Source organism: Flavobacterium fluviale (assembly GCF_003312915.1).
In the GTDB taxonomy this organism is placed as follows: domain Bacteria; phylum Bacteroidota; class Bacteroidia; order Flavobacteriales; family Flavobacteriaceae; genus Flavobacterium; species Flavobacterium fluviale.
The window spans coordinates 3206397-3218973 of sequence record NZ_CP030261.1 but is presented as its reverse complement, the minus strand read 5'-3'; the positions used below and the strand labels follow the sequence as shown (position 1 = coordinate 3218973).

8 protein-coding genes are annotated in these 12577 nt (G+C 36.5%); 3 read left to right on the top strand and 5 right to left on the bottom strand.

The annotated features are described in order from the left end of the window. Positions 1-14: 14 nt before the first annotated feature. Positions 15-1073 (bottom strand): NAD-dependent epimerase/dehydratase family protein, encoded by a 1059-nt coding sequence (locus HYN86_RS14110; RefSeq protein ID WP_113678614.1) that lies wholly within the window; start codon positions 1071-1073, stop codon positions 15-17. Positions 1074-1289: 216 nt separating this feature from the next. Between HYN86_RS14110 and HYN86_RS14105 the strand changes: the two genes are divergently transcribed. Continuing rightward, positions 1290-1838 carry a TetR/AcrR family transcriptional regulator gene (locus HYN86_RS14105; RefSeq protein ID WP_113678613.1) on the top strand — a complete coding sequence of 183 codons (549 nt, stop codon included), beginning with the start codon at positions 1290-1292 and terminating at the stop codon, positions 1836-1838. Positions 1839-2099: 261 nt separating this feature from the next. Here the strand turns inward: HYN86_RS14105 and HYN86_RS14100 are convergent, their stop codons facing one another. Together HYN86_RS14100 and HYN86_RS14095 are read right to left on the bottom strand one after the other, a co-directional pair. Continuing rightward, positions 2100-3200 (bottom strand): SDR family oxidoreductase, encoded by a 1101-nt coding sequence (locus tag HYN86_RS14100; RefSeq protein WP_113678612.1) that lies wholly within the window; start codon positions 3198-3200, stop codon positions 2100-2102. Positions 3201-3288: 88 nt separating this feature from the next. Continuing rightward, entirely contained in the window at positions 3289-3870 is a 582-nt protein-coding gene (locus HYN86_RS14095; protein ID WP_113678611.1) for a Crp/Fnr family transcriptional regulator, read from the bottom strand. 220 nt (positions 3871-4090) lie between these two features. On the opposite strand from HYN86_RS14095, the gene HYN86_RS14090 reads away from it, so the two are divergent. Beyond that, positions 4091-4366 carry a hypothetical protein gene (locus tag HYN86_RS14090; protein ID WP_113678610.1) on the top strand — a complete coding sequence of 92 codons (276 nt, stop codon included), beginning with the start codon at positions 4091-4093 and terminating at the stop codon, positions 4364-4366. Positions 4367-4781: 415 nt separating this feature from the next. On the opposite strand, the gene HYN86_RS14085 is transcribed toward HYN86_RS14090, so the two are convergent. Both HYN86_RS14085 and HYN86_RS14075 read right to left on the bottom strand, forming a co-directional pair. Beyond that, positions 4782-8810, bottom strand: coding sequence for a PAS domain S-box protein (locus HYN86_RS14085; protein WP_113678609.1), 4029 nt, complete (start codon positions 8808-8810; stop codon positions 4782-4784). Positions 8811-9490: 680 nt separating this feature from the next. Next, positions 9491-10630 (bottom strand): Gfo/Idh/MocA family protein, encoded by a 1140-nt coding sequence (locus HYN86_RS14075; protein ID WP_113678607.1) that lies wholly within the window; start codon positions 10628-10630, stop codon positions 9491-9493. Positions 10631-11063: 433 nt separating this feature from the next. Here HYN86_RS14075 and HYN86_RS14070 point away from each other — a divergent pair, with 433 nt between their 5' ends. After that, positions 11064-12278 (top strand): condensation domain-containing protein, encoded by a 1215-nt coding sequence (locus tag HYN86_RS14070; RefSeq protein ID WP_113678606.1) that lies wholly within the window; start codon positions 11064-11066, stop codon positions 12276-12278. The last annotated feature ends 299 nt before the right edge of the window (positions 12279-12577 follow it).

The following is a 12577-nucleotide window of genomic DNA, read 5'->3' as shown; positions in this document are numbered from 1 at the left end:
CATTTTTTTAGGATTTACAATAGAACGTTTTCCAGCTCCTCTTTCTCTAAGGGATTAAAAAAGTGATTCATTTTTTTTACATTCCCTTTTTTAAACGCCTGATAGGGTTCTGATTGTGAGAGCAGCCATTTTTTTATCATACTTTTAAAAATGAAAGTGATTCCTTTTTGGAGAGGATGAATTTTCTGGCGGACCATCTCGAAATAATCGTTCAAATTTTGCTGTCGAAAACCTAGAATAGTATCTAAATCTTCACCATCTTTTAAAATCCCGCAGTGAAAATTTTTCTCTGCAAACGCCTTTTGTGGAAAATCAGCTTCGCCTAAGCCAAATTCAGCAAACATTTTGTCCAGGAAAGATCCATAAGTAATAACACAATCCTCTCCCCCTCCTAAGTTGAATATTTGCTTCTCTAGTTTTTTTTGGTTTTCAATTGCTTTCGCAAAAGCTCTGCCCGTATCTTTTGGCGTACAGATTTCCATTGGCGTATCCAGCGGCATGTGAAACATCAATTTGGATATCTTATGGTTCCCCATAATTGCAGCGAGACGAAAAATACTCCATGATAATTTGGATTTCGCAATCAACGACTCACACAACACCTTTGTTTCGCCATACTGATCACCGGGACTGGGCTGCAAAATATCATTGATACTGATCTCGGGATTCTTCATCCTGTCACCATAAACTGAAATACTGGAACTAAAAATCAAATAACAATCCGGTGAATTCTGCTCTAGAGCGTAAATAAGATTTTCGGTCCCTCTCACATTGACATTGTAAGCCATCTTTGGATCAATATCTGCAAGAGGTGGAATAACCGCTGCCAAATGGATCGTTGCATCTTTATTTTGGGTAACTTTTAGCAATTCTTCTCTATTGCTGATGTCGCCATATACAATCTCTACACGAGATCGAAAGGGAGCCAGTTTTTTTACCGAATTTTGAGTTTTTAAATCAAAAACCGTTATTTCATAATCTGTATGCTGAACCAGATGCTGCAAGGTTTCAAATCCTACAGTTCCAGAGGCACCAGTCAGAAGTATTTTTTTTCGTGATATCTTATTTTCCATTTTTTTAAATTTAATATTAGTCTTTTTTCAATCCGCTTAAATTTGATTAAAAAACTATATTTGTTATACAATATGTTCAATATTTAACTTTGTGTTCTTTTTTATTACTAAGTAAAACTATTAAAGAAGAATGTATTTGCTGTTTCAAAAAAGGATGCTGCTGTTCATTAGCGAACAAAGACTACTGCTTTTGTAGCGTATATAAAATAATTTATGATGGATTTAAGAAAAGACAGAAGGGTTCAGTATACTAAAAAAATATTGCGTGAGGCATTATTTAGTTTACTCAACGAGAGAGAATTGAGCGAAATTACCATAACCGAATTGTGTAAAACAGCCGATGTCAACCGCAATACATTTTATCGACATTATAATATTCCACTGGATATACTACTTGAAATAGAAGATGATGTTTTTGAAAAACTCTCAGCAGTTTTGCGTAAAAGTACCAATATGGATGATGTGATACTGCTCAGCTGTCAGTTACTGGAAAGCGATAAGCAGATGAGTAAAATTGTATTTACCAAAGCGGATGGAAGCGGCATTCTGTCGCGAATCCTGAGAAGTGTTCGGAATAATTTTCCAGTTGAAAATCAAATAGAACTTACCGACGAAGTAAAGCCTTTTGCTGAAATGGCTTACCAATTTGGCGAAAAAGGAAGTATTGCTGTCATCAAAAATTGGATCGAAAATGATTTCTCTATTCCTGCTGAAAGTATTGCACAAATGATAAGTTATCTGGTAAATAAGCTCAATAAATTATAGTCATTTTATAACAAAGTAAACAACTATCATCGATTTTAAAAACGAATTGGTTAATCTTATTTTAACCAATAAGCTGAAATTAGTGTTTTGCCACAAAAGTTGATCTGCTATCTTTTACATTCATTAATTTAAAAATATAATCCTTGGTAAAACTTATAGAAAATTGTTCCGTCGACGGTCACAAAATTAAAATCCCATTTCATACGAAATGGGATTTTTTTATGGATTATCTATACTCATCTAACCAAATATTGCCCTCAGCTAAGGTATTATCTTATCGTTTCTTAATAAATTGAAAAGCTCAAAAAAGGAGTCTTTTGTACTCTTATAAACAGTGAATCCTAGTTTTCTGCTCTTGGACATATCAGTCATTACCTCTAAGGGTCTTCCAAGATCAAGATCGGTATGCCATGCCGATGCTAACCTACTCAAATCATTTTCAACAAGTTTATTATCCTTAGCAATTTCGTTCCAAATAGGCTGTTTACGGCTTAATAATACTTCAAGCGGCTTAACTGTACCTGTATAACCTTCAAAATCAATTTCAAACCACTGAGCTATTTTAGGCCAGAGCCACTTCCATCTAAAAACATCTCCATTGGTAATATTAAAAGCTTCATTTTGAGCTTCAGGCGTTGTGGCAGCCCACAGGATTTGCTCTGCCAGAATTTCAACATCCGTGACATCTGAGAGTCCATTCCACTGTGCTTCTGATCCAGGCCAAATGAAAGGCAGCCCTTCTATTTTACAGATACTGGCATAAACAGCTAATGTGGTTCCCATATTCATGGCATTTCCGACAGCCTTACCGATTACAGTATGCGGTCGGTGCACATTCCATGTAAATCCATCTCTTGACGCCGCTTTGTAAACCTCATCTTCCTGAGCATAATAAAAATTAGGCACATCTAATCGCGTCATTTCTTCCCGAAGCGGTGTCTCTGGCAGTGTTCCAGCCTTAGCATAGGCATCGAAAGGACCTAAATAATGCTTCAAACCCGTAACCAAAGAAACATGCTTAACACATTTTTTAAAGGACAAAACATGAAGCAGATTTCGAATCATGGCGCTGTTAATCCTGATATTTTCTTCTTCTGTATCATTTCGCATCCATGTAGTAAAAAAAACATGAGTCGGAGAAATATCTTTTAATGCTGCGGCTAATGAGTTTTCGTCCAATAAGTCGGCTGCAATGGGAATCAGACCATCAATATCATCTTTTTGACTGCGGGATAGTCCAAAAACAGTCCATTTGTTTTCTAAAAGTTTTAAAGCCAGATTGCTTCCTGTAATTCCAGTGGCTCCTACAACTAAAGCAATGGTGCCGGCTGTATTCGATTTAATTGATTGTTGAGAATTCATATACTTTTATTTTCTACAAAATTAAACCTAAGCCTTGATTGATAAAGATGACATAAAGCAAGAAAATGAATTGATCTAGATCAATTATTTATTCCTTTCTACTGGCATTCTTTTTAAGACGGCTGAGGGTTTCCGCAGAGAGACCAAGGTACGAGGCAAGTAGATTCTGAGGAACACGTTTAATTAAATCAGGGTTATTTTTTAAAATATGCTGGTACTTCTCTTCTGCAGTATGAGTATTTGAACTTATTAATCTTCGCTCTTTTGTAATCAAACTGTTTTGAAAAAGCAGCCTGAAATAACGATCCATAATTGGAACCTGCAGTGTCAGGTTTTCAAAATCTTTACTGGTAATTAAAAGAAGATCAGAATCCTCCATGGCATCTATACTGTAAAAAGAAGCTTCACCGCTGAAAAAACTATTCATGTCTGAAGTCCACCATCCCTCGGGAGCAAACTGGTTGATATGTTCAGTGCCTTTCTCATCAACATTATAAGCTTTTAAAAGCCCTTTAGAAACAAATGCCATATAGGTACAGTTATAACCTTCAACTACCAAAAATTGTTTTTTCTTCAGCTTTTTAGGCACAAAGAAAGACTTTATCAGCTCCTTTTCTGATTCTGATAGATGAATCTTTTTCTCTAGATGTTTGAAAAATATAGCGTACATATCCTTATAATTTCTTTTAAAACGTAATCACACAAAGGTATTATAATTTAGAGAAGTGTAATTACGCTGTGCCTGTCGTTCTTTTTTACAAATTGTATTTGAATACCGAAGTGTTAATTATATAAAGCTGTTTTATAAATCCTATAAACTTTTATTCGGTCTAAAATCTAATTTTAATGTCTAAACTAATTAATTATAAATCACTGTATTAAAACATATTATGGAAAACATATTCAATTCAGATAATCTTGAAGATATCAAAACACTAATCGAAAATAAACTTAGTGATATTCCAGGAGAGCTGATCCTCTGCGGTGCAGTGGGAGCTTTGCTTTTATCTTCATATCTTAATAAAACAGGACACACTCAGGCAGGCTCTGTAATTGGAAAATTATCAATTCCTATAATAGGAATAGGCTTAGCTAAATATCAAGATGTTTTAAAATCCGCGGCGGAAAGCATTTCAGAATCTGAATTTGTCGCAGATACTCAATAAGAGATTGTTTATTCTTTCTCGCAATCAAGACTGCTATTCTTTCCTCAAAAAAGTATAAAAAAAACAGCACTAATTATTTAATTAGTGCTGTTTTTTTTATCATTAAGAACTCACATGAGTTTGACCTATTCTAAAAAAAGATTAAGCAATTTTAACGATCAGGAGAATGGCTATAAAAGATACTATAGAAAAAACCATCGTATTGATAATTATACCTTTCATTTTAATGGATTCCTGTGCTTGATCTATTTCACTTCTCTCTTTTGTTTTACGCGTTTTCATTATATTCCATTTTTTTATTAACTAACTGCAGCAAAATTATAACAGCAGTAATAAAAACAATTATATAATCAACATCCAATTTACTATAATTAAAATGTGATAGCCTATAGCTAAAAATTATTTAAATCTGTACTTAAACAGGTTGTTTTCCTGCTTCAAGCTCAGGCAGAAAAATATGAAAAGTACTGCCGTTTCCATAATCAGATTCTGCGTACAAAACTCCCTGATGGTTTAAGACAATTCTTCTGCATAAAGCAAGACCAATTCCGCTTCCTGGAAAAATAGTCTGTCCATGGAGTCTTTTAAAAATTTCAAAAATCTTGTTACTGTAATCATCCTGAAATCCAATTCCGTTATCACTAAAAGAAATATGATGATAGTTGCCTTCTATCAATGGGGAATCTGTGAACTGGGCCGCATAGAGATGAGATACCTGAACGGAACTTACTTTTATGCGCGGGGCTCTCTCTGGATTGGTAAATTTCAGAGCATTACTCATCAGATTATAAAACAGCTGGTTCATCTGCAGACCGACGGCCTGTACTACTGGAAGATTTTCAATTATTATCCCAGCATTTTTCTCAGCAGTAACCAATTCAAAATCATCACAAACACTTTTTAAAACTACAGATAAGTCCACCGGCTGTAACGTTTTCTCAGGCTCAATAAGACGTGAGAAACTAAGCAGGTCTGAAATAAGCTGACTCATACGCGCGGCCGCTGAAGTAATTTTCTGCAGTATTAATTTGGGATCTCTGCTGGATTTTTCTTCCTGAAGCATTCCTGCAAAAATTTGAATTTTACGCAGCGGTTCCTGAAGATCATGGCTGGCCACATAGGCAAACTGTGCTAGTTCTTCATTGGAATGTTTTAAAGCGTAATTAGATTGCTCCAGGTCTAAATTTGATGCTTTAAGATCTTGAAGAACATCCGCCAGTTCTTTTGTTCTGAGCTGCACCTCACTTTCCAATTCCAGCTGTAATTCCCTATGAATCGTAATATCTTGGGCTGTACCGCTGATCATTACAGGTTTTCCATCCAAATCAAAATAAGTCTGCCCCACGGCATGAATAACCTTTTCCTGTCCCGTAATTCCATGAATTATCCTGTATTCAGCTTCATATGTCCCTTTCGAATTAGGTTGAAGAGCTGCAAAAAACGCTTCCGTTACTCTTTGATAATCAGATTTTTTTATCAAAGCCCTTACCTTTTCAGATGGCAGAATGGTATCAGTGAGACCAAACATCACAGCATGACGATTTGAAATCGTGGCTATGCCTGTAGATGCATCCATTGACCAAGTACCCAGCTGCGCTACTTCAACAGCAGATCGAAGTGCGGCTTCGGCCTGTTCTATTTTTTTCATGGCGTTTATTTCGGCAGTCACATCCGAACTTACATGAAGCACTGCATACACTTTCCCGCTATTGTCCAATAAGGGCGTAAGCGTAATATTATGATAATGAGGTTCTGTTTCCTTAGTGTGTATTCCTGACGTTCCATTCGCCGTAAAACTAATTCCCGACTGATATACTTCCTGAACGGCTTTGATATATTTTTGTGAGCTTTCCTCTGTTAGAACATTACTAAGCGGCTTTCCCTCTATAGCAGTATCCTTGCTTACATTTTTTATAAAGGGCTCATTGGCATTTTCAATTATAAGATCATCACCTGCAAATACACTAATGGAAACAGGTGCCGCAGCCAATACGGATCGGAGTCGGGATTCGCTCTCCCTAAGTGCCATTTCCGTTACCTTGCTCTGTGTAATATCCATCGCATGTACAATCATACCAATTACGGTTCCTTCATTATTTTTATGAGGTGTATAAACAATGCTCAGCCATCTTTTCTCGCCCATTCTTGACGGTGCAAACATTTCATATTTCTGCTGCTTTCCGCTATAGGCAAGTTCTAGATGGGCGCGTGTTTTTTCATAAGCGAAATCGCCAATAAATTCCTGGACTGTCTTACCAATAGCTTCCTGTGCCCCTATCGAGAACCAGTCCATAAAAACACTGTTATAACTTTGATAACGCTGGTGCTGATCAAGATAAAAAATCATTGCAGGAACGGTGTCTTTCAATAATTGCAGATGAGCTTCACTTTCTTCCATTGCCTGCTGTGCTAATACCTGCGGGGTAACGTCGATAGCAATATCTAAAATCGCATAAACCTCTCCTGACTTATTACGCAGCGGCGTATAAGAAATATTATAATAATTATTGTTTAGTACCCCGTTCTGTACTATTTTAACCAGGGATGCCGGTGAGATAAAAGGAACTCCTGTTGTAAAAATATCATCGAGTATCTTTAGGTATGCCTGACCTTCGGTGATGAGTTCCGGCATTGCTTCCCTTAAAGGCAGTCCTTTAATTCCAGGACCCTTCCCTACAATATCGATAAAAGTCTGGTTCGGATATTCTATTATAAGATCACGCCCCACAAACAAACCTATTCCCGCAGGAGCGGCGGCTATTAAGTTCTGTAATCTAGCCTCACTTTCCTCAACTTCACGACGGTTCAGTACCTGTTGTGTGACGTCTACAGCTACAACTAAAACACTATTCGCTTCTCCCGATGCATTTCGGTGAATTTGATAAGTAAGATCCACATAAATTGTGGTCAGCTGTCCGTCCCGCTTCAGTTCGACTTCAACCTCTTTGGCAATAAAAGCATCACCAGAACGTATCACTTCCCTAAGCAGATCATCAAAACCTTGTCCCTTTAATTCAGGAAGCGCCTCTAAGAGCGGTTTTCCAATAATAGATTCTGCCTTCCTGCCTACCAGTTCGCCATAAAACGTATTGGCACTTTGAAACACCAAATCCTTCTCTGTACTAATAGTAGCAATAGCCACGGGTGACTGTTCAAATATAGCGGCCAGCTCATTCTGCTTTGCAGTGATATCCTGTTGGGCTTTTATTGCCGCTGTAACATCCGAAGACATCACTAAAACAGCATACACCTTGCCTGTTTGATCCACTAATGGTGTAAGTGAGTAATCCAGATATTGTTTAGAATCCGATTTTCCTGTCTGTATTTCGTATCCGTTAATTTTATATTCTTCTCCGGTTTTATAGGCTTTTGTGATTGTTTTGTAAAACTCTTCATTGTAAGACTCTTTAAATACATCGGTTAATTTCTCCCCTATGATCTCTTTGTCTTTGCTCCAATACTCTAGCATTACATCATTAGCCAGCTCGATATACAATTCGCTGCCTTTTAATAATGCCGTTCCTACGGGAGCTTTTTTAATCAGTGTTTCAAAACGTAATTCACTAGCGGCCAGCTGTTCTTCTTTTTCTTTTTCCGAAGTGATATCGATGGCAATGGCTGTTATATATTTTTTCCCCTCGGCATCCGCTACAATAGAAATACTATTATTTACCCAGATGTGTGATCCATCTTTGCATACATAACGTTTGGTAATTGTAAAATCTTTTCCATGTAAAATACATTCCTGCAATAGTATTTTATTACGCTGAAAATCATCAGGATGCGTAAGCTGTCCCACATTCATCTTCAGTATTTCTTCGCGGCTATAGCCTAGCATTTGACAGTAATGATCATTCACCTCAATAACACGGCCGCTGATATCCGCCTGAGCAATCCCAGCATTGGCCTGCATAAGTAGGCTGTTGAGCTGCGATCTTAGTGATCCTGGGGCTACTACATCTGGAATAACTGCTGAATTTTCAATACAGGTAACCAGAACTCCTTTTTCAGTATGGTTTTGAGTAAAAATAGGACTATAGGAAGCGGTAAGATATACTTGCTGCATAACATTATTCCTTTTCACCTTAACAGCAATATTGGATTCTACTATACCCGAATCCTCATCAAGTATAGCTTTAACTGCTTCAATAGCCGTATGCCACTCGGGCCCCAAGGCTTCCGTTATTGCTTTACCTGCCGTTTCATGATTTTTTGTGAAGGGGTGGAATGAGTCATTATAAAAAAATAATTTTTCGCTTCCCCATACCAGAAACATTGGGACATTGGAACGCAGCATAATTCCCAGTGCTGTGCGCAGGCTCTCAGGCCATAGATCTATATTTCCTAATGGATTATCTTCCCATTTTATTTCCCTTATAAGGGCACCTGCTTCTCCTCCATTCTTTAAAAATAGAAATTCAGATTCTATGTTGTTTAACCCCACTTCGAAAGTTTTATTATTTGAGCGGAAAGATAAGTATTTTTAATTTTTTACAAACCTAATAGTAAAATAATAAGCCTGCAGCATCAAAATACTGCAGGCTTTTTAAAACAATAAGCTTTTTCTGAAAAAAGAATGTTTTATCATTTAGAATCCCAGTTCGATAAATCATTAATGTTGCCTTTCAACAGAGGTTTACGAGATTTACTAAACGATGTTTTTTTTCAGCTTTTCTAGAACTATTCTTTTACTGACTTTGAATTCTTTTTTGTTATGGTATCATTGTCTAGGTTTGTCACTATGGAATCTAGAGGTTTTCCATCACTGCCCACTCCTCCACTTATATTATTTTTACATGAACATAAAAATTGAATGAGAAACAGGAGTACTATAACTTTTGAAATTAGTTGCCTTTTCATAATTTAAATTATTTACTGATTTAAAAATCATTCCTTTAAAATCTTAATTGGAATTAAAGCTAGTGAAATATTTTATTCTTGACGACGAATGCTGAAAGCGGTAAAAATTAAATTATTCTACGGATTTCATCCGAAGGCTTACAGCTAAACGCTATTTTTCGGATATATTCTTTTATGCGGTGAAAAATCTTCTAAAGCATAACTTTTGACTACAAAATGACATTTATCATAGCAAATACAAATCTGCTGTTTCCCTGTGTATAACTACTCTGAAGCCAAAATTGCAGTTGTCAATGCCTCAATGGCATTCTCAAGGGTGATAGTAAGCTGGTGGCTTGGATTTTCTATTTTAGCAATGATGTCTAATAGAATTAACTGCACGCATCTGCCATATACTTCTCCCTTAGTCTGGTGAATTTCAAAAGTCCCTGAAATCATTTCATTAACCTCATAACCTATTCCCCCAAAGTAGGTCAATTGCTTTTTTTCAGCTGTAGATCCTGGATCACTTCCCCAGCCCTCTGGTCTGGAGACATCACTTAATTGTGTTATTGACAGCGTTTCTTGAGGGATCCAGCCTGGAATATTATCTAGCTGTTCTTTGTTTTTTGAATTGACAAGTGCCTTTACGGTTCCTTTCATTGGCATCCAGCCTTCAATTTCTATCCGCGCAAGATCAAAAACTAGACTTATTGTAGTTTGTTCAAAGTGGCCTGGACCTGAAAAAGCATGGTAGTAATTAGCAATAAGTCCGTCGTCATACAGCACCATCGCTGCAACCCTGTCTTTTTGAAACTCATTACGATTATGTGAAGTGCCAAAAACTTTGCTAAAATGCTGGCCGCTTAAGGCATTTATGATATCAAAAAAATGAACACCGTGCTCGATAAAAATACCTCCGGACATTTCTTTGTTCCAAAACCAATGATCCACAGCCAGTGTTTCATCCTGGGCATAATTATTTACCACTGCATGGCGAAGTCTGCCCAAAGAACCGTTCTTTCCTATTTGTATAAAGGATTGAATTATTGGATTGTAACGAATCATATGATCCACAGTAATGACCCTTCCCGTTTGCTGCTGGGTCTGCAGGATTTCCTGCGCCTCATCTTCTGTAATTGCCACTGGTTTTTCCAAAAGAACATGTTTCCCAGCTCTCATAGCTGCACAAGCCATTTCGCTATGCAGTCCAGGAGGAGTAACGATACTTACAATTTCTATCTCTGTATCTTCTAGCAGTTCCTGCCAATCATGATAGACCTTCACGCTATGAAGGTCATGTGCATGATGTCCACCAGAATCGGATATAGCTGTGATTTCTATGTTTTCCAATTTTGACCACCAGTGATGCAGAAATTTTCCAAATCCACCATAACCTATAATACCTACTTTATATTTTTTCATATTAGCCAAATTATTGTTTTTCAGTTATTTTAATGAAACAATGAGTTAAATATATTATCTCAATGAGGCATCAATTAACAATATTAAAGAAAATACAGTTTTTTTCATTACACGATTCTTTATCTTTTTTATATCATTAACTGTCGCTGCCATCATGAAGTGATTTAATTATGCCGCTTTTAAAGAAGCTATTAAACTGTAGCGGAAATATTTCATCTACTGCTTTTTACTAATGCCTATTTTATCTTATTCCATCTACGGAATCAATTAAGGGGGAAAAATCTGCCATAATAACCGCACTATATCCATTTTTACAGAATTGATCTTTACTGAATTTTGCTGCAGAGAATGAAAACTTTCATATAAACTATTATGAATCGCTGCAGCGTAGAATCATCCTCTAAAAATTAGTAAAAATTAAAAATTATTAAAAATGACAAAACATCAAAACCGCACATTGGGTGCATTTGAAAAAACGTTCTGGCTATTGGATCAGATTGATTCTAAAGACTTTGCTCTAGCGGCAGAAGTAGAAGGCAGAGAATCTGCAGATGAATGGAGAAAGGCAGTTAATCTGGTCCAAAAGCGACATCCTAACCTTACAGCAAGAATTGGGATAGATGAGTTTAAAAGACCTTATATTGAACATGTTGACTCATTGGTTATTCCCTTGAAAGTTATAGAAATCGATGATGATTTTAAATGGGAAGAAGTGGTCGAAAAGGAATTAGCAACACGATTTAATACTCAAGAAGGACCGCTTTTTAGAGTAATTGTACTGCAAAAGCCAAAAGAAACTGTTCTGATTCTGGCTGCCAATCATACATTGGCTGATGGATCTTCTCTTATGTACTTATTCAGGGATTTATTGGAAGCTGTTACTGGCAAAATTCCGCGAGAATTAGCACCGCAGAAATCGAACGATGAAACTTTGGGACTTTCTGAGGATAATCCTATGAGAGATCATGAAAATTCGGCATATGAATTTAAAAAACTTGATGCGGTTTATCCTAAAGTTGAAAGTATTAAATTCTCAAGCAGACAAACATCTCAAATTCTAGAGCGAGCCAGACTGGAACAAACAACGGTGCATGGTGCAATTTGTGCTGCGGTCGTTATTGCAGGAAGAAAACTTCGTAAAGAGTGGAATGATAAAAAAATTGAATTAATCTCCCCTATCTGCAGCAGAAAAGCGCTTCAACTAGATGACAACTGCGGATTGAATATAACGACTCATCCCGTTTATTTTGAACCTGAAGAAAAACTATCATTCTGGGATATAGCCAGATTCGCAAAATCAGGTCTCAACGGAACCGAAACCAAAGAACATATAGAGAACTATCTTGGCTTTTTTAGATCTCTGACTTTCAACAGTGCAGATATTCAAAAAATGGTCGATATATTAAAAGAAGCATTCAATCACCAAATTATGGTTACTAATCTGGTAAAGGTGAAATACAATACGGATTTTGGAAAACTCAAACTCAAATCTATCTATGGTCCGATGGTTCGTTCTGGAAAAGGTATGGAACAGACTATTGGGGCTGTAAGCACCAACGGTCATCTTTGCCTCACCAATACAAGCGACACGCCTATTACAGGTTTATTAGCAGAAATGCAGACTTTATTGGCAGAAGCCTGTATATAATATTTCAGACAATTCTAATATAATTTAATTTTAAAATAACACTATACGATGCATAAGTATTGTATGGTGTTATTTCTTTTTAGAAACTATTTTGTACATAAGTGCTTCTGTTTCCCTATATGATTCGTAACTCCGTACTTGCATATAATGGTTATATACTAGAATTTTACTTCATTAATTTACAATAAGTTATAAATCAACAAAAGTTGTTTTTTGTGTAATAATGAGAGTTTTTTTGATATAGGGAAAAATGTACAATGCACTCTTCCAAATATCCATTTTCACGCCTTACTGTTTTC

Excerpts from the sequence above, each read along its gene's own strand:
- HYN86_RS14110 (WP_113678614.1), bottom strand. The coding sequence starts at position 1,073 with ATGGAAAATAAGATATCACGAAAAAAAATACTTCTGACTGGTGCCTCT.
- HYN86_RS14105 (WP_113678613.1), top strand. The coding sequence starts at position 1,290 with ATGGATTTAAGAAAAGACAGAAGGGTTCAGTATACTAAAAAAATATTG.
- HYN86_RS14100 (WP_113678612.1), bottom strand. The coding sequence starts at position 3,200 with ATGAATTCTCAACAATCAATTAAATCGAATACAGCCGGCACCATTGCT.
- HYN86_RS14095 (WP_113678611.1), bottom strand. The coding sequence starts at position 3,870 with ATGTACGCTATATTTTTCAAACATCTAGAGAAAAAGATTCATCTATCA.
- HYN86_RS14090 (WP_113678610.1), top strand. The coding sequence starts at position 4,091 with ATGGAAAACATATTCAATTCAGATAATCTTGAAGATATCAAAACACTA.
- HYN86_RS14075 (WP_113678607.1), bottom strand. The coding sequence starts at position 10,630 with ATGAAAAAATATAAAGTAGGTATTATAGGTTATGGTGGATTTGGAAAA.
- HYN86_RS14070 (WP_113678606.1), top strand. The coding sequence starts at position 11,064 with ATGACAAAACATCAAAACCGCACATTGGGTGCATTTGAAAAAACGTTC.